Below are 19,258 nucleotides of genomic sequence, written 5' to 3' on the forward strand. Positions count from 1 at the left end.
ATTGTAACTTAACGCGTGCAATAAAAAACTAACCAAATGGATAAACTTGTACGCTCTCTGTTATTGCTATGCCTTGTGGCAAACAGCTTATTTGCGCAAAAGAAACTAACGGCAAGTAGCGTTGCGGGTCATTATACACATATTTATCGCTTGACGGATAAGGAAACCTATTTGATTGCTTCAAAGTCAGGTTCTGTTATCAATGACAGCTTTATGCATACGTTAGTTGATTCCTTTTACAACGACATTAAAAAACCATATACCAGGGTACTACCTTACGGTAATTACCTGCATGTAAGAGCAATAAAAAACGAACTGAGCTATGAGCTTGTTCCAGTGTATAATGTAGACACCAAGCTCATTGATAACAAAAACGACTTCTCTTTTGCAGTAACGGATTTAAAAGGAAATCTCATCAGCGGAGCTGAGGTGATTGAAGGTAAAGGAAAGCGGATAAAATATGATGAAGCGAGCAAACTTTACCTGACACGAAAGGTGGCGGATGGAGCAGTTATCGTTGTGAAATACAATGATATCAGCAATTACTTTCACTTTGAAAGGGACGAATATCAGAGAAATCGGATAAAGAAAGTATCGGGTCCGAGAAATAAAAAGCCGGTTCTGGAAAAGTCAAAAGTGGCTGACTATAAAGGGTACATGGTTTATAATAAACCTAAATATAAACCGCTCGATACAGTAAAGTTTAAAGCTTATTTGGTCACTAAGAAAGGGAAAGCGCTAAAAAATAAACAGCTAAGGGTAGACCTTCTAGCTCAATATGGGGATAGGCCGGGGAAGACACTTACTGTGCTAAATCCTTATCATGAAGGCGGTTATGAATACAGTTTTGTGCTGGGTGACAGTTTGGATTTGACGCTTGACAATCATTATGTTATTGCCCTGTTTGAAAATAAAGGAAAGGAATGGAAGGAAGTGATAGGGCAACCATTTAGATATGAGGATTATGAACTTAAATCGATAGACTTCAAAATACGGGCAGATAAGGAGGTTCATCGCCGGGGCAGCCCTGTAACTATTTTTATGAAGGCAAGTGATGAAAATGAACTCACTGTACCGGATGGGAGAGTGGAGATAATCATAAAGAGCAGCTCCGTGACTGCTTACCATGACAATAAAGTATTTGTAAAGGACAGCTTGTGGACCAAAAGCATCAACCTGGATCCCATCGGAGAAACCAAGTTGATATTGCCGGATACCATTTTTCCAAATGCAAACATGTATTACACTGTGATAGCTAGGTTTTTAAACAGTAATAATGAAAGCCGCACAAATAGCATAGGCCTGCAGTATACCACGCAAAACAGGGAAATAAAAATAGACCATAAAAAAGACAGCTTGCAAATCGATTATCTGGTGAACGGTGTTTCTACTTCACAAAGGGCTGTAATCTATACATCTTATCCATATAGCGATGACAAGGATTCGGTTCAGTTAACACTTCCCAAGCGTATTAAATTAAATTATGCAGCAAGTGATTACCTGATAAAAACTGAAGGCGGACTTACCCATCAGCTGACGCTCAAAAATTTGAATATCAACTTAGGTATTTCAGCTTTACAGAGCAAAGATTCACTCCGGATCATTATAGATAATAAGCATAGGGTTCCTTTCTGGTATACACTGTTTTCAGGCGACAAAATCTTTTTAAGGGGCTATACAAATACACTGGATACGATAGTAAAACATACGGGACGTAAGACTGCCCATATCCGCATTGATGACATTTTGGATGGGTGGCCATTCAGCCGGGAGGCAAGCGCCAGTTATTCCCCTTACGACTTAAATGTAAATCTTACTGCTCCCGAGATTGTATACCCCGGTCAAAAAGTAAATATGCAGGTCAAAGTGACTGATGTTGACGATCAGCCGGTTTCAGGAACTGACGTGACAGCCTATGCTTATACCGCGAAATTTAAAGAACTGAATACCGTGTACCTCCCGGATTTTGACAAAACTTTTCAGGGCAGAATGCTCAAGGAAAGAGGAGCGCTTGAAGACCTATCACTAGTCGGTAGGATGAACCTGGACTGGGATAAATGGAGTAAGCAGCTTGGCCTGGATACCATTGAATACTACAGGTTTACTCAAACAAAAAGTTTGTTTTCCGTTGAGGAGCGTAATAATGATACAACTGCTGTTATTGCGCCGTTTGCGGTAAAGGATGGTAAAGTCCTGCCTGTCCACATCCTGTATATCGATGAAGTACCTGTGTTTTTTAATCAGGCCGATCAGCTTAAAAGGTATGCCTTTTCTGTAAGGCCGGGTATCCATACCATCCGCATGCGAACCAGCGAATACATACTTACTTTGGAAAACGTAGAAGTTCAGAAAGGGATTAAGACGATAATAAGTGCCCATGCTGATTTGCTGAATGAGCAAGTAAAAGTTACTGCTGCACCTCCTGAACTTACCAATTTTGAAGCCTCGTTGCTCAACAAATACATGATTCGCGTAAAAGATAATTTTAACGGGAACATGACGGTAATTAGAACGGATGACGTGGAGTATCTTTTAAATGCACCACCTAATGTAGCCACGAAAAAAGATCTGCTAATTGGTCCCATTAGAGAGAACTACCTGAACTTTATCTCAGGAAGTCTTTACCAGAATTTCATAAAAGAACCTGACTATGTTTATACTTTTTCCCCAAACCTGATTAAGCAAAAGTCATGGGGAGGCAAATATGTTTTCAATCCTGGTTTGGGGATATCGGCCCTCGGATCTGATGACTACAAGCAATATCCCTTAAAAAATGGGGAGATAGACAGCTTGTGGTCGGAATATCTGGATCTTCGAAGCCACACAACCCCGCTCTTCAATAATGTAAATCGTCATGGCATAGGGAAAACCGGGAAGGTGGAGATGAAATTAGATTCAAGCATTGTAAAAGCAATGCCTTTTGTGAAAAATGTCATTATTTATAAGAACGATGAGCCATCATTTTTACAAGTACATCCTGGAAATGTTGGCTACCTCAGTCCACTTGACGAGGGTAGGTACAGGGTTTTATATCTTTTTAAGGATAACCGCTATTTCGTGGCACATGATGTTCAGATCTTTGCTAACGGAACAAATTATTTTCAATGGAAAGATCTTAAAGTTCAGGCCGCAGATAGTTTGAGTGTCAAGCTAGACAAATACATCAAATCAGTTGGTTTCAATAATATTTATGCGGGTTATGTCAAAGATTTGGTTTCTGAAAGGCTCAATGAGTTATACTTTGACCCTTCAGTATTCACCCTCACAATGAAGGGCCGTGTTTTGGATCAAGAAAAACAGCCAATTCCTGGTGTATCTGTCAAACTTGTAGCTGTCAATCACGGGACCACTACAGATAACCTTGGCTATTTCCAGCTCAAAGTTCCTAAAAAGGGAAAAGTCCGTTTTACAAATATTGGCTTTCTAAGCGTCGAAATCGACATAGCTAACATGGACGTCGGGGAGATTGTGCTCAACGAAATGAATAACCTTTTGGAGGAAGTGGTAGTAGCGGGCGAGTCGCCCAGGACCAGGTCGGTGACCACCGGATCAAGTTTTATAGTACATGGCACTAATATAAATTCTCAGGCTGCCGTCCGTATAAGAGGCTTATCTACCGCTTCAAACTCAACTAAAACCCTGATTTTTGTGGATGGACTGCCATACGACAAGGACATCAGTAGCCTCGATCCCAATCTCATTGCAGAAATGAATGTTTTAAAAGGGGACGACGCCACAGCAATATATGGTAGCAAGGCTGCCAATGGGGTAATCTTGATCAAAACCAAAGGAGGTAACCTGCTGCAGGCTACACCTCTGGAAGGTCAGTCGGACAATTCTATCATGCGTACCAATTTCTCTGACTACGCTATCTGGCAGCCTAAGTTGATCACCGACAATGAAGGTAAAGCATCATTCACTGTAAAATTCCCTGATGACATCACCAACTGGACTACCAGATTGGTGGCCATGAATGGTAGGAAACAAGGAGGACTATTGGAAACAAACATCAAATCATTCAAGACCCTAAGTGCCAATTTTGTATCTCCAATTTTTGCTATAGCAGGAGATTCCATAAATGTGATCGGCAAACTGATGAACTACACCAATATGAATGAAAAGGCCGTCCGCAGATTCAGCTTTAACGATACTGCGCTCCTTAGCAGCGAGGTGATTTTCAAAAACGCTCACATAGACACCATGGCTGTACTAGCCAGGGGAAGCGGTAAAAGCGGAGCCGATAGCCTGAAATTTCAATATACCATGAAGCAGGACAATGGCTACTTCGACGGGGAAATTAGAAAGATTCCATTATTTCAAGCCGGAATGACAGAAACCAAAGGGGTCTTTAGCGCATTGACGAAAGATACCACCATCACGTATCAGTTTGATGCAGATCTGGGCAAGGTGACTTTGAGGGCAGAAGCTTCAGTATTTCCAACTCTGCTGGATGAAATGGAGAAGTTGCGCAATTATGAGTATTTATGCAATGAGCAACTCGCCTCAAAGCTGAAGGCATTACTGTTAGAGAAAACAGTTCGTAAATACCTTGGTCAGGACTTTAAAGAAGAAAAGCACATCAAGGAATTACTAAAAAAGCTTCAGGTAAACAGACGCCTTGAAGGTACCTGGGGCTGGTGGCAAAATAGCGGAGAGGAAATGTGGATCAGTCTGCATGTGGTAGAAACCCTTTTGGAAGCACAAAAGCAAGGATATACCATTTCGCTGGATAAGGATAAGTTATACGCCTACCTGGTCAATAAATTGGCAGGAACAAACAGTTTTGACCAGATCTATGCGGTCAGACTTTTAAAGATGCTGAACGAGAAATATTATATCGAAGATTGGATCCAAGCTATAGAAAAGCAAAGCCTGGTGGTAAAAAAGCAGCATCCTGAGTATGAGCAGCCGCTATATGAGAAATTGCAGATAATGGAACTGAGACAGATGGCAGACATGCCTGTAGACATCAACTGGTTACTTTCTATAAAAAAGCAAACCATGTTTGGCAATATCTACTGGGGTGCTTCCGGTTACAGGTTCTGGGACAATAGCATTCAGAATACGCTTTTGGCGTATCAAATACTAAAGGCCACAAACAAACATAAGAATGAGTTGGATGCTATTTTAAGGTATTTTCTGGAACAAAGAAAAGACGGGAAATGGCGAAATACATTTGAATCTTCGCTGATCCTCAAGACAATACTTCCGGATCTTATTGCCGAAGGTAAGAAGCATGAGCCCGCCACCATAGCGTTGAACAATTCAGAAACGATAACAGCTTTTCCATATACCAGCATCATCGAACCCGCAAAGGCTATAACATTAACAAAAAAAGGGGATGCTCCGGTTTACTTTACTGCATTTCAGCAGTTCAATAATCCTAAACCTGAGAAAGTGAGCAAAGACTTTAACGTAAAAACTACTTTTTTACAAGGCAACGTGTCGGTCAAAGACTTAAAGCCTGGTAAATTGACTATTCTTAGTGTGGAAGTAGAGGCTCGCGCCGATGCCGACTATGTGATGATAGAAATACCTATCCCCGCAGGCTGCTCCTATGAAAATAAGATGCAAGCGTTCTGGGGTGTTGAAACACACCGCGAATACTTCAAACACAAAACATCCATATTCTGCACTAAACTGAAGCAAGGGAAGTATACTTTCAATATTGAACTGATGCCTAGATACTCAGGTAATTACATTTTAAATCCCGCAAAGGCGGAAATGATGTATTTTCCTGTATTTTATGGCAGAGAGGGAATGAAGAAGGTAATAATCAAATGATATTAATTTAAATATGTTGTAGTTCACATAAAGCCACTTTAATGAAACGACTCTTCTTTATTCTTTTTCTGTTGGCCTGTGGTATCGGCAGCTCTTATGGTCAGAAAAAACTCAGTTCCAGCCAAACTTCCAGCCAATATACCTATGTCTACAGATTGACCAATCAGGAAGCGTTTGATATGGCTGCTGATCCTGCTCTAAACGTGGAAAAGGACATGCTGCATAGCTTGGTCGACTCTTTTAAGCATGATCTTAAGTTCGATTATCCCAAAAAGCTTCCCTATGGGAATTACCTTTATGTGAAGGTCGTTAAAAATTACTTCGACTACAGGTTGGTAGCAGTGCAGAATGTAAAGATTAGTTTTATCAATGACGGAGACGATTTTAGGCTTATTGTTGCAGATTTGAATGGCAAACCGATCGATAATGCTGATGTACTTCAGGGAGGGAGTAAAAAGTTGCGATTCGATCCCATATCTCGATCTTACATCGGAAGTTTAAATACCAAGATCAAACTACTCAGCGTGGTTCATGAAGGTGTATACAATTGTTTTACATATAATTATCAAAAGCCTGCCCGCAAAAAGAAAAAAGATTCCAATTCCCAACGGAATGAAGAGGCATTTAACGACAAATACATTGGCCAAGTGATCTTTAACAAACCCAAATACAAACCAAGGGATAGTGTTAAATTCAAGGCTTTCTTGGTAGCCCGAACGGGAAAGGCGCTGAAAAATAAGCCGCTCAGAGTCGAGTTGAGACATGATGGTAAGCATAGTATCCTGGTCGTTACTATAAAGCCGTATTGGAAAGGGGGCTACGAAGGCAGTTTTGTATTGGCCGATAGCATGAAACTAAAGTTGGACAATAGTTATACAATTGATTTTAAGGTTTGGAATAAAAATAAATGGGCGACGATCTCGTCCGGAACAATTAATTATGAAGACTATGAACTCAATTCTACTTCCTTTTTTGTTCGCTCTGATAAAACACAGCAGTATCCGGGTGTACCCATTACCTTTTACCTTAAAGCCACAGATGAAAACGGCTTAGCCATTCCAGATGGTAGAGTAGCGGTTGCTGTCAATGCAGGAAATGTTACCCAACGGTTTGCTAATTCTGATTTTGTAAAGTCGGTATTGTGGACGACTAGTCTGAATCTGGATCCCCTGGGAGAAACCAAATTGGTGTTGCCAGACAGTATCTTTCCTAAAGTAAACATGGGCCTGACGGTAGATTTTACTTTTCGGAACAGTAACAATGAAGTAAGAAATGCACAAAGATACGTCTACTACAATTATGAAAAGAAAGAACTGGTAACCAGACTAGAAGCTGATAGTGTATTCATCGACTTCTTCCACAATGGGCAAACGGTGCAACAAAAGGCTAAACTCTATACGACAATTAGCAACTTTGAAAATAAGGACTCTGCAGAGGTTATTCTTCCTGCAAGGCTTCCTTTCAACCCCCAGGCGCTCGGGTACTCTGTAAAGCTAGTCGATGGGACGGAATATTCTTCAAATTTTGACTATTTTATGGCTGATTTCAAACTTAGCGCGACTCATAGCAAGGATTCTCTTAAGCTCAACATCAGCAATGCACAGCACATTCCATTTTGGTATACCGTTTTTGCTAATGACAAGGCAGTAGAGAGGGGATATACCATCAAACTGGATACAGCCATGGCTTTCCATGAAAATGAAATGGCCGAAATCAGTATAGGCTACCTTTGGAAAGGAAATATGCAGTACGCCAATCGGAAGGCTTTTTATAACAAACAAGACCTAAAAATTAGCCTGGAGGCACCCGAGGTGGTTTATCCGGGTGAGACTGTACAAATGCAAGTGAAGGTCACCGATATGGAGGCAAAACCAGTAGCCAATACAGATCTTACCGCTTATGCTTATACAGCAAAGTTCCCGGAGGAAAGTGATTTATATCCACTGGCCATTAACGAAGCAGCCCAGATAAGGCCCGCAAAATCATTGCCTTCCAGTCCGTTCCCGTTGGAAAAACTAGGCAATGTGCCGCTGGAATGGAGTAAATGGCATCAGAAATTCGGATTGGACAGCATCGTTTATTATCAGTTCAGTTACCCCGATGAACTGTATATCGGTCAGGAAAGTATTAAAAGCAATGAGGCGGTGGTCGTTCCATTTGCGATTGAAAAAGGGCAAATAGATCCTGCATATATTGTTTACGTCGATGACCAACCTGTTTATTACGTCAATGCAGACCAGCTTAGTCACTACGCATTCCAGGTTAGTCCTGGCCGCCATAAAATTGAAATCCTAACACTCACACATCATATTACTATGCAGCATGATTTTAAGAGTGGCTTCAAAACCATCATGGGAATTGCTTCCAATCTTGCAAATACCAAAGCACAGGTAAGAAAGATAGGAATTCTTGAATTTACCAGGCGCCTGCAGGAAATGGAAAAACACCTACTCTATGTCATGGAGAATTTTGAGCGTAATAAAGCGATTATTTCCGGTGGAAAAGAAGACTTGTTGTTGAATCCTCCTCCAAATACGATTCCAAGGAAAGTGCTGCGGATTGGGCCGGTTGCAGAAAAGAACCTGGTATTTAAATCAGGGCTTTTAAATTTGCCATTCTTATGGCAGTCAGGTGTCGTTTATACTTTTATGGCCGATGGGGTAAAGACTGCAGTTCTCGATTCTGCCAATAACTGGATTCCTTATGTCAATACCAGCGCTAAGGCACGTCAGTATCATCAGAATCCGATCAATCGTAGAGAGATCGATAGCATCTGGAATGATTATATGGATCTGTCGAGCCGGAATCGTAGTTATCCCAATATCACGAAAACTATTGGTACCAATACCGGACAGTTACAGATCGAACTGGATACCTCGATTACCCGAATGAGCAATTATCTCAAGAATATTGTCATTTACAAACAAGATGATGCACAATTCAGGCAGATTTATGGAGGCCAGAATATGTATTTCCCGCCATTAGACGAAAGTAGGTACCGCATTGTATTTTTGTTTAAAGACAACCAGTATTTTGTGTTGGACAACTATTTGATTAAAGGCGGTGGCAGCAATTACCTATTGCTGAAGCGCAAGCCATTACTTCCTGCTGATGAATTGAGTAATGAGCTGGATAGGAGTATTAAAGAGGTATATACAGGAAAGTCGGGTATTAATGCTTACAACTATAAAATACCTGGGAGGCAGATCTTTCCGAATATCTTTGAAAAGACCAAATTTGTTAACCGGATGAGTGGAGTGGTAGTTGATGCAAGTACTTCTGAAATCATCATTGGGGCGACAATTTACTATCAAAAAACCGCTAGAGAAAAACCCGTAGCCATTTGCCACACCAATGGCAATGGTTTTTTTGATTTGATGTTACCGAAGAAAGGAATTCTCACATTTGTTTACGTGAGTTATGACAACAAAAAAGTAAAGATCACCAATCGTGCAGACCTGCGCATTGCAATGACAGAGAGCCGTGGGGAAATGGAACAAGTCGTTATTCGTGGATATGTCGGGAATAGGAAAAATAAAAGGATGCAAGATGCACCTGTGGCCAATATTGAACAACTGTTACAGGGAAGGGTAGCCGGATTGAACATAGATAATAATTCCGGTGCACCCGGAATGAGGGGCTCGGTAAATATAAGAGGGTTGAGTTCATTTAACGAAACCAAACTAACTTCAAATGCCTTGTTCATTGTAGATGGTAAGCCGTTTAAAGGAAATCTTGCCGACATCGATCAATCCGCCATCATTTCCATTGAAGTACTGAGCGACCAAACAGCGTTGTCAATGTATGGAGATCTCGGAAAAAATGGTGTGATTTTGCTTAAAACCAATGGTACCCAGTATTTTGGAACAGAGAATGAGATTGCTGAACAGCAGCAGACCATGCGCAGTCATTTTTCTGATGCTGCATTCTGGCAGCCGAAACTGCTGACCGACAAAAAGGGAATTGCAACTTTTAAAGTGAAGTTTCCAGATGACATTACCAGCTGGAACACCCGGGTTTACGCTGTAAATGATCGCAAACAGTCTGGGTTTTTTAAAACCTTCATCCGGTCTTTCAAAAGCTTGAGCGCTAATTTTGTCGCACCTCAGTTTGCTCTGGCGGGTGATCAAATCAGTGTGATTGGAAAGTTGATGAACTACAACGACCGCCAGGAGCGGATGGTACGGAGTTTTGTGTACAACGACAAGGAATTGCTGAAGGGGCAGCTGGCCTTTAAAAATGCACACATTGATACCATTTCTATTACATCCCCTGAGCAGGGCGACAGTCTGAAATTTCAGTATACTTTGCAGCAGGACAGCGGTTATTTTGACGGTGAGCTCCGCAAAATTCCCTTGCTGCCTAAGGGTGTAACTGAAACCAAAGGGTACTTTAATGCGCTGACCAGCGATACGACTGTAGCTTATTCTTTTGATCCAGCGTTAGGAAAGGTGACTTTACATGCAGAAACTTCAGTTTTCCCGGTACTGCTGGACGAAATGGAAAAACTGCGCAACTATGAATACCTCTGTAACGAACAAGTAGCTTCCAAACTTAAGGGGCTGTTGTTGGAACAAAAGCTCAGGAAATTCTTAGGTGAAAATTTCAAGGGTGAAAGGAATGTCAGGGAACTCATCAAATATCTGCAGAATAGCAAGGGGGCCTTTGGTGCTTGGGGCTGGTGGAGGGATAGCGATACAGAGATGTGGATCAGCGGACACGTAGTGGAAGCATTGCTTATGGCAAGACAAGCCGGTTTTGATGTGGAATTGAATACAGCTTCTTTGATTAATTACGTGAGTGGTCAGTTGGGGGCCAGAAAAAATATAGACCAATTGTTTTCTGCTCGCCTAATGCGGACCATCGATCCAAAATATGATTTGGGTGACTGGATTCGATCAGCCGAGAGGCAATTGAACGCTGAAAAGGAGCCTGCTCTTTATCACCGTTTGATGATTATGCAACTTAAACAACAGTCCAATCAGCCAGTAGATATTGAGTGGTTGCTTAAACAACACAAGTCGACGGTATTTGGGAATATATACTGGGGCGAATTAAACACCAATTTCTGGGATAACAGTGTCCAAAATACGCTGCTGGCTTACCAAGTTCTGAAAACAAACGGTGGATACCCAAATGAATTGGATAAAATCACCCGTTACTTTCTGGAACAGCGTAAGGAAGGACAATGGCGAAATACATATGAATCTTCTCTGATCATGGAAACCATACTTCCGGACCTGATGGTAGAAGGAAAAAAGCCTGAAGCACCAACCTTAGTGCTGGGCAATGAAGAAACCGTCATCACTTTTCCTTTTACCAAAGTAATAGCTCCAAACCAACTGAGCATCAGTAAAAAAGGAATTGCACCGATTTATTTCAGCGCTTATCAGCAATTCAATAACCCCAATCCAGCAAATGTGAATAAAGGCTTTAAGGTCAAGTCAATCTTCCAGCAAGATGAGAAGGAAGTTAAAAGTCTAAAAGGAGGAACTACTGCCTACTTAAAAGTGGAAGTCGAAGTCAGTGCCGATGCAGATTATGTAATGATAGAAATACCCATCCCCGCAGGCTGTTCCTATGAAAATAAGGTACAAAGCTTTTGGGGGGTAGAAACGCATCGGGAGTATTTTAAAAATAAGACCTCAATATTCTGCACTAAATTGAAACAGGGAAAATATACATTTAACGTTCAACTCATGCCAAGGTACTCTGGGAACTATACACTAAACCCAGCCAAAGCCGAAATGATGTATTTCCCGGTGTTTTATGGAAGGGAAGGAATGAAGAAAGTAGGGATCAATTAAATTTGTTTGCCATTTTGTTTCTGAACGCTATTTTTGAGTAAAATTGTATACTGTGTATCCTCAATGAAGAAAGAAGAAAATAAGAACATGCTTAGTGAGCCTTCGGAAGCTTACCTTTCAGACTTTGCTGAAGGTGAATTACAATTACTTAAAGATGGCTTGAGCCGCAGTTATAAAGAACGTTTTGAGTTCGCAACAAGACTGTATAAGATTCACATGACGATGAAAAACGCATCTATTTCTCACAAGCCATTTATAAAGAAAATCTAGGCAAGTGTAATTCAAAAATATTCTTTATTATTGTGTAAATCAACCAAATATGCGCTCTTACTCTCAAACTTATAGCCGGTTAATATTCTTTGGGCTGCTTTATACACTGCCTTTACCCATACTTGCCCAACGGGTTATTCCCATTGATACCTCCATGGTAGTTGAACTTCGTATAGATCCTGCTAACTCATATGGTGGAAGTGCATCAGAAGTTTTTGAAAGCGCTGAATATATTCCCTTGGAAACTACCAGGGAAAGTATATTTGGAAGTATAGATCAAATGGAGGTGACCGATCAGTATTTTATCATCCTCGATAAAAATACCAACAGCATTCTTTTATTTACTAAAGAAGGTAAGTATCATGCCAAAGTAGCTGGTGGCAGTATAAATGCGAATCGCGAAAATGCCATCTACAGCTTCAACGTCAATAAATGGAAAAAGGAAATTGTATATTATAAGGGGAGCAGAACAGGAAGCAAGTATATTATCTATGATTTTAATGGTAAAAAATTAAAGGAAGAGCCCTTTGACTATAAAAAGGACCCTTACTTGTCCGACTATGAATTTATTGGGCCAGATGAAGTGGTGAGTTCCTTAGGCTATAATATAGACACATCCAGGGTCAAAGCCAGGTATCTTGTTGAATATGTTAAAGATTTTAAGAAAAAGTATGCTGCAGCTTACCCTTATGATGTACAGGAATATAAATATGCAGAGGACAACTATCCCTCATACCCAACATTCACCAATGCGGGGAACGATACCTCATTTCTTTATACCAAACCTGGTGAATATAATATTTATAAGGTTACACCAAACACGGTTCGGCAACTGTTTAAGATTTTGTTACCTATGTTCAGTTCACTTCCAGCGGGGTATGTCAGAGACAGCGCTTTTCGTGATAACAGGAGGAAATTTATTGAGAACAATAAGAATATCATCTACATGCTGAATCATTGTTATTTGCTAGAGGATAATTTGGTCTTTAAGGCCCACACTTGGAATGGAAATGACAGACAATCCAATTTGCTCTACAATCTAAAGTCGGGCATGCTTTTTTCGTATGACAATATTCTTACTGACGATAAGACTTTCTTTTTGCCCATCCACGAAGCAGTTCGAGTTGTCAGAGGCTTTTTGGCCTCAGATGGAAAGCAGGTTTATTGTCAATTCTCATCTGTAGAGATGTTTAGGGCCTGGGAACAGAATAAAGATAAAAAACCTGTATATAATGAGGTATTGAAGCACTATTTCAGCAAGGGATCGGATCGTGATAATCCTGTACTGTTGAGAATTAAATTTAAAAACCAGCTTTAACACTTGATGAATCCGAAACGCTCTCCACTACTCTTTCAGTCAATATCAATGACCACAAGGACTTTTAAGCACCTGTGTACTCTTTTCTTATTTCTTTTTGCTTCACAGCTGTATGCCCAAAAGAAAGATTCAACCTATGTAGGACAAGTAAATGGCACTGTACGTGACTCTGCGTTCAATAGGGTACTGCGTTCGGCCACGCTGTCTATTTATAAAGCTGATAATGATCAGTTGCTAAGTTATCAGTTGTCAAACAACTTCGGTAAGTTTCATTTCAAAGAGATCCCAATTGGGATTAAGCTAAAACTGATAACGACTTATGTGGGCTATCAGCCGCACCAACGGGAATTTTTGATTCCAAAAGATTTGAAGATTATAGACTTAAAAAACTTGAATGTAGAGCGGGCGGAAAATAACCTGAAGGAGGTAAATATTACCGCAAAACCTCCTATGGAGATGAGTGGCGATACCTTGGTGTTTAATGCTGACGCCTTCAAATTGGACACTAATGCGGTGGTTGAAGACCTTTTACGCCGACTTCCTGGAGTGACGATCTGGAGTGATGGACTTATTACAGTCAACGGACAAAAGGTGAACAATTTATTTGTAGAAGGAAAGCCCTTCTTTGGTAGTGATTCCAGGATTGCCACGCAAAACCTTCCTAAAAATATAGTAGATAAGATTCAGGTATATAAAGACAAAGGGGCACCGAATGAAGATGCAAATGAAAATCCCCCGCTAAACATGAATATTGTATTGAAAAAGGACAAGAAAAGCGGAATGTTTGGTAAGATTGGTGGTGGCTATGGAACAGACAAACGATTTGCAATCGATGGTATGCTTAGTGCTTATGGTCCTAAAACCCAGCTTAGCATAGTGGGGGCACGAAACAATGTTAACAAGACTGCATATGATGTAAGTACACTTATGAGGTACAGTTCATTTAAAGGAGTTGGCGTTGATGTAGATTATCACTCTGATTTCCGGCAGCGTGGATTAAACGTTTTCAGTTCCGCAGGTTATACATTGGCGCATGAGATTAATAAAAGTAACAAGTTGAGGTCTGATTATTTATTTTTCAACTCGCAGAATGAGGTGTTGGAAAAAGTGCGGCAAGTAGATAACCTCAACAACGACAATCGGTTAGTTCAGGATAAAACAGGCACCTCCAGTAATGGCAATTACAGTCATCGTTTCAATTCATCCTATGAACTCAAGGGAAAACATCGCAGTCTGTCGACACGTTACGCTTTAAATACAAGTAATAAAAATAGCATCAATACACAGCTTGCAGAATCTATTAATACTGGGACGGGAATCGAAAGCAGGAGCGATGCCCGACAGGATAATTCAGGATGGCAAACAGCGATGGATTTAGACCTGAAGTTGGACAACAGAAGGTACGATGAAGGTAGAGACTCAAAGTCATTTAATTTTGATGTTCAGTACACTCTGAAAAATTCGGAGGGTAACGATGACAGCAGACGTAAAACTGATTTTTCTTCAACAGAAGCGGGTAAAGATCAATTCTTCGACAGACAATATAAAACAGATTACCATAATACCACACATACGATTAATGCCAACCTGCCAGATATCAAGCGGCTTTTGAAACTACGTACACAATTGGTCAATATCAATTTCAAGAATACTTTTGTTGCCTATAATTCTAATGAAAGGGCAAAGGTCGGTGATTTCAATCAAAACGGGCAATTGGTAGTTAACAACTATTTGACCAACAACAGCAATTACCAAACGATCAATGAAAAGCCGGCACTGTCACTTAGCAGAAGTTTCACTAAAGGACTTGCTAACCGTTATCACAACACATTTGGCTTTAACCTGCTTTTGCAAGGTCAGTTGTTTGATCAGCATCATACATCAGATAAGGATTTTCAAAAGGTAGATCTTAATTATACCAGGTTTATTCCCGAATCAAGTATCAGTTTCGGAAATTCCCGAATTGGGCATTACCAAAGTAATTATACGTTGAAATATGCCAAATCTTTTATCTATGCCAATATTTATCAGCTTGCTCCATTGGTGGATAGTTCAAATGTTTATTACCGGCATGTCGGTAACCCCGACTTAACCCCGTCAGCAAAGCATGAGATTTCCCTGAGCTTGGAACATTATTTAATGGGCGGTAAGAATAGCGGCAATGGAAGTTTTTCAATTCATGCGGGGACTATAAAAAATTTTATTGGTGATAGCAGTTTATATGATGCTGTCGGCCGCAACACCCACTACAACGTTAACCTGTCGGGAAATAAATATGCAGGTTATTCGGGGTTTCTGTATAAAACCTATCAGCTAAAGAAAAACCAGTTAACGACATTCCTCCAGGCCGATTTAAATTATGCTCACAATCCCGCTTACGTAAACGCTATGCCTATTCTGACAAAGAGCTTTAGTACCAGTCATCATATTTCGCTGTCCTATACCTACAAACACTGGATTAAGTTCGGAGGCGGGCAGTCGCTCAATACCTTCTCTACCAGACAGACTAATTCCATATCAAGTAGTTACAAGAACTTCAGCACTTCGGCCAATGCAGCAGTTAACTGGCCGAAAAAGGTGTATTGGAGCAGTATAGTAAACTATAACAGAAGTACCTCCAGTTATTCCGGAGATGTCAACTTCATCATTTGGAATGCAGATGTTGCCTACAGATTTTTGAAGGGCGACAATGCCGAGCTGAAGTTTTCTGCATTGGATCTGTTGCGGCAAAATAAAAGTGTGATAAATTCGGGCAATGGGAACAGTATAACGCAGGGGACAGTTAATGTTTTGCAGCAATATTTTATGTTTTCTCTAGCTTATTATCCCCGGATGTTTGGCTCAAGAAATTATTTGTTTTAGGGCGTATTATGAAGCATATATCTTTTATTTAAAGTGTGATGTAACTTAACAATGCGATAAAAATAACTAAACTTCTATGCTTTTTGCTGCTTCTTAACATCGAACTATGCCGAGATATTCGGGCAACTATATCTTGAATCCTGCAAAGGCTGAAATGATGTATTTTGTGTTTTATGGCAGAGAGGGAATAAAGAAAGTTAGTGTCAATTAATGAAGATACCCATTGGTAATGGCTTACATTATACGTAATTTTGGTCAAGGTGTTTTCTAATATGAAGAAAGAAGATCAAAATATACTTAATGAGCCACGGGAAGACTATCATAGACATTTGTCTGAGGAAGAAAAACTCCGACATGATGTTTTTAGGCCTGACATGGAAAAATTTCTGTTATTTACCAAGATGCTGCGGACGAATAATGTACTCAAGAAAGCTAAAATTACTCATAAATAGTTATGGATGTTCTAGATGAGGGCTTGCTTCGCTTTTGGAAAGTACTAAATAAACATTGTGTTAAATATATAATGGTCGGTGGATTCGCTACCAGATTTCACGGATTTAACCGTAATACAGATGACCTTGATATTTGGCTGGGTGATACCTTAGAAAATCGCAAGAATCTTCGCAAAGCCTTTAATGAATTGCAATATGGCGATTTTCCTTCGTTGGAAACTATGCAGTTTGTGCCTGGCTGGACTAGTTTCTACATTGACAACGAAATCGAACTTGATATAATGACTTCAATGAAAGGAGTGGAAGATCTCTCATTTTTAGAATGCTTAGAGATTGCCTCAATTGCCGATCTGGAAGGAATTGAGATTCCCTTTCTGCATATAAACCATTTGATTGAAAATAAAAAGGCCGTTAACCGCCCTAAAGATCAGATTGATGTAATTGCTTTAGAACAAATACGCAAACTGAGGGAAGATGGTTGAAAACGGAGTTAAGAATTAAACTCCCACACCATCACCTGCCTGTCGTCACCTGCAGAAATCAGGTATTTACCATCCGCACTCCAGATCAGTTTATTGATGGAATGAAAATGGCCTTCTGTGTTTTTTTCAAGGCTCAGTATCTTGTAGAGTTTAAAATCATGGGCGCCCCAGAGCTTTATGCTTTTGTCCTGGCTGCAGGTAGCAAAATAAGGCTGGGTAGGGTGGTAGGCTATGGCATAAATGCCAAACATATGGGCTCCAATGTTATTCACCAGCTCATAATCAGGCAATTCCCAAACCTTCAACTGTGCATCCCTGCCTCCTGAAATTAAAAAGCGCCTGTCTGGCGAGTATTGTAACGATGTAACCGGCATTTTATGGGCACGCAGCTCCTTTATCAGTCCATAATCTGAAGAGTTATAGATCCTGATCACGCTGTCCTTACAACCCAGGCCCACCTCACTTTCATCACCACTAATGGCAATGGTGCGCACCGTGTCGCTGATCACAGAGAAGGTGTATAGCAAAGAGAAGTCTTTGAGCGACCAGACTGCCACTGTGCCGTCCTCACCTGTGCTGATCAGTTCATCCTTGGATGAAATGGTCTTGATGTCAAATACAGCTTTCTTATGATAAGTTAGGGTGGATACTAATGTTGAAGACAAAGTATCAAAAACAAGGATCAGTCCGCTTCTCTGGGCTATAAAAAGCAGGTCTTCATAGCGATGCAATGCATACACAGAACTTTGCACCGGCACTAGTACCTTTACAAAAGTCATCGTGTCCAGCGACCACTCCACTACGCCCTTGTCATTGCCTGCGCTGTAAAATCCATTTCCCCCGGCAGTATTTGCCAGGGTATATATTGGGTTCTGATGACCGCTAAGTGTATGTAAGTGCTTTAGCATCGCAGGTATGTTTTGTTTAGAAGACTATTTATGTCGTCCTTCCAGATTCAAACCTATATCGGCCAGGGTCTTTCCTTTTTCCCTCAGCAATACCAGCAGGTGAAACATCAGGTCGGAACTTTCATTTACAAAATCTTCATCTGTTTCAGCCAATGCTGCTATTACAGTTTCTACCCCTTCTTCACCCACTTTCTGTGCGATCTTGTTAAGGCCTTTCTTGCGGAGTTTGTTTATATACGATCCTTCAGCAGGGTTTTCATACCGGTCTTTAATGATCTGTTCCAGTTCAAAGATGAAGTTGTGATTAAAGTCAGTTTTAAAGCAACTGCGCGAACCTGTATGACAAGTTGGGCCCACTGGGCTTACCTTGATCAGTAAAGTGTCGTTGTCACAGTCTATATGCGTTTCCTTCACAAAAAGGAAATTGCCACTTTCCTCGCCTTTGGTCCACAAGCGGTCCTTGGTACGTGAGAAGAAAGTCACCTTTCCCTCAGCCTGTGTTTTGTCCCATGCCTCCTGGTTCATATAGCCCAGCATTAAAACTTCCAGGGTCTGCTCATCCTGTATGATAACAGGAACCAAACCCTGTGTTTTTTCAAAATCTATTTTCATAACCTTACCGGTATGTTGTGTTTTTTCAATTCTTCTTTCAGCACAGGAATAGGGATCTCACCAAAATGAAATACCGATGCAGCCAAAGCAGCATCCACACCTGTCTGTAAAAATACTTCTGTAAAATGTTCCATCCTTCCTGCTCCGCCAGAGGCGATAACCGGAATATTAATACTCCTGGCAATCTTGTCTAATAGCAAACAATCAAATCCGTTCTTGGTGCCGTCATGATCCATAGAGGTCAATAGGATCTCTCCTGCACCTAAACTTTCCGCATGAAGAATCCAGTCTTCTGTTTCCAGTTCTGTAATCAAACGCCCGCCATTCAGGTGCACCATATTACGCCCTTCCACGAACTTAGTGTCTACCGCAACCACTACAAACTGTACCCCAAATGCCTTAGCCAGATCTGATATCAATGCAGGATTCCTCACCGCTGCAGAGTTGATGCTGATCTTATCGGCGCCCGAATTTAATAAAGCTTCAGCATCTGCCACCGAAGTAATCCCTCCACCTATGGTAAAGGGGATATTCAACTGCCGGGCTACAGATTTAACCATTTCAATGGTGGTGCCCCGTCGTTCATGCGTAGCTGTGATGTCCAGAAAAACCAGTTCGTCTGCCCCTTGCTGTGCATACTGCCAGGCAAGTTCCACCGGGTCGCCCGCATCCTTAAGATCGACAAAATTGACACCTTTCACGGTGCGTCCATCTTTTACATCCAGACAGGGAATGATGCGCTTACTAAGCATGTTTGTTAGAA

The 19,258-nt window shown here is 40.9% G+C and carries 9 protein-coding genes; 6 read left to right on the top strand and 3 right to left on the bottom strand.

What is annotated here, in order from left to right; genetic code table 11:
* The first annotated feature begins 36 nt into the window (after positions 1-36).
* The 6 genes from EZ437_RS09080 (at position 37) to EZ437_RS09105 (ending at position 16,975) form a co-directional block, all read left to right on the top strand.
* A complete protein-coding gene (locus EZ437_RS09080) occupies positions 37-5,784 on the top strand; it encodes an alpha-2-macroglobulin family protein (RefSeq protein WP_131595505.1) in 5,748 nt (1,915 codons plus the stop codon).
* A 41-nt stretch (positions 5,785-5,825) separates the two neighbouring features.
* On the top strand, positions 5,826-11,591 hold the full coding sequence (locus tag EZ437_RS09085) for an alpha-2-macroglobulin family protein (RefSeq protein ID WP_131595507.1): 5,766 nt from the start codon (positions 5,826-5,828) through the stop codon (positions 11,589-11,591).
* A 63-nt stretch (positions 11,592-11,654) separates the two neighbouring features.
* The gene (locus EZ437_RS09090; RefSeq protein ID WP_131595509.1) at positions 11,655-11,861 is read left to right on the top strand and encodes a hypothetical protein; all 207 of its coding nucleotides are present in this window, start codon (positions 11,655-11,657) and stop codon (positions 11,859-11,861) included.
* Positions 11,862-11,910: 49 nt separating this feature from the next.
* The gene (locus tag EZ437_RS09095) at positions 11,911-13,179 is read left to right on the top strand and encodes a 6-bladed beta-propeller (protein ID WP_131595511.1); all 1,269 of its coding nucleotides are present in this window, start codon (positions 11,911-11,913) and stop codon (positions 13,177-13,179) included.
* 6 nt (positions 13,180-13,185) lie between these two features.
* The gene (locus tag EZ437_RS09100) at positions 13,186-16,041 is read left to right on the top strand and encodes a porin family protein (protein WP_131595513.1); all 2,856 of its coding nucleotides are present in this window, start codon (positions 13,186-13,188) and stop codon (positions 16,039-16,041) included.
* A 454-nt stretch (positions 16,042-16,495) separates the two neighbouring features.
* Positions 16,496-16,975 carry a hypothetical protein gene (locus EZ437_RS09105; RefSeq protein ID WP_131595516.1) on the top strand — a complete coding sequence of 160 codons (480 nt, stop codon included), beginning with the start codon at positions 16,496-16,498 and terminating at the stop codon, positions 16,973-16,975.
* An 8-nt stretch (positions 16,976-16,983) separates the two neighbouring features.
* On the opposite strand, the gene EZ437_RS09110 is transcribed toward EZ437_RS09105, so the two are convergent.
* Genes EZ437_RS09110 through hisF form a run of 3 tightly spaced genes read right to left on the bottom strand, consistent with a single transcriptional unit; the run spans position 16,984 to position 19,247 of the window.
* A complete protein-coding gene (locus EZ437_RS09110; RefSeq protein WP_131595518.1) occupies positions 16,984-17,883 on the bottom strand; it encodes a WD40 repeat domain-containing protein in 900 nt (299 codons plus the stop codon).
* Positions 17,884-17,907: 24 nt separating this feature from the next.
* Entirely contained in the window at positions 17,908-18,495 is a 588-nt protein-coding gene (hisIE, locus tag EZ437_RS09115) for a bifunctional phosphoribosyl-AMP cyclohydrolase/phosphoribosyl-ATP diphosphatase HisIE (RefSeq protein ID WP_131595520.1), read from the bottom strand.
* Positions 18,492-19,247 (bottom strand): imidazole glycerol phosphate synthase subunit HisF, encoded by a 756-nt coding sequence (gene hisF / locus EZ437_RS09120; protein ID WP_131595522.1) that lies wholly within the window; start codon positions 19,245-19,247, stop codon positions 18,492-18,494. Before hisF ends, hisIE begins: the two co-directional genes overlap by 4 nt.
* Positions 19,248-19,258: the final 11 nt, after the last annotated feature.

It is taken from the genome of Pedobacter psychroterrae (genome assembly GCF_004331695.1).
Classification (GTDB): domain Bacteria; phylum Bacteroidota; class Bacteroidia; order Sphingobacteriales; family Sphingobacteriaceae; genus Pedobacter; species Pedobacter psychroterrae.

What these genes read in the sequence shown, in the direction of transcription:
- hisF (WP_131595522.1), bottom strand. Translation starts at nt 19,247, where the DNA reads ATGCTTAGTAAGCGCATCATTCCCTGTCTGGATGTAAAAGATGGACGC.
- hisIE (WP_131595520.1), bottom strand. Translation starts at nt 18,495, where the DNA reads ATGAAAATAGATTTTGAAAAAACACAGGGTTTGGTTCCTGTTATCATA.
- EZ437_RS09080 (WP_131595505.1), top strand. Translation starts at nt 37, where the DNA reads ATGGATAAACTTGTACGCTCTCTGTTATTGCTATGCCTTGTGGCAAAC.
- EZ437_RS09090 (WP_131595509.1), top strand. Translation starts at nt 11,655, where the DNA reads ATGAAGAAAGAAGAAAATAAGAACATGCTTAGTGAGCCTTCGGAAGCT.
- EZ437_RS09110 (WP_131595518.1), bottom strand. Translation starts at nt 17,883, where the DNA reads ATGCTAAAGCACTTACATACACTTAGCGGTCATCAGAACCCAATATAT.
- EZ437_RS09100 (WP_131595513.1), top strand. Translation starts at nt 13,186, where the DNA reads ATGAATCCGAAACGCTCTCCACTACTCTTTCAGTCAATATCAATGACC.
- EZ437_RS09105 (WP_131595516.1), top strand. Translation starts at nt 16,496, where the DNA reads ATGGATGTTCTAGATGAGGGCTTGCTTCGCTTTTGGAAAGTACTAAAT.
- EZ437_RS09095 (WP_131595511.1), top strand. Translation starts at nt 11,911, where the DNA reads ATGCGCTCTTACTCTCAAACTTATAGCCGGTTAATATTCTTTGGGCTG.
- EZ437_RS09085 (WP_131595507.1), top strand. Translation starts at nt 5,826, where the DNA reads ATGAAACGACTCTTCTTTATTCTTTTTCTGTTGGCCTGTGGTATCGGC.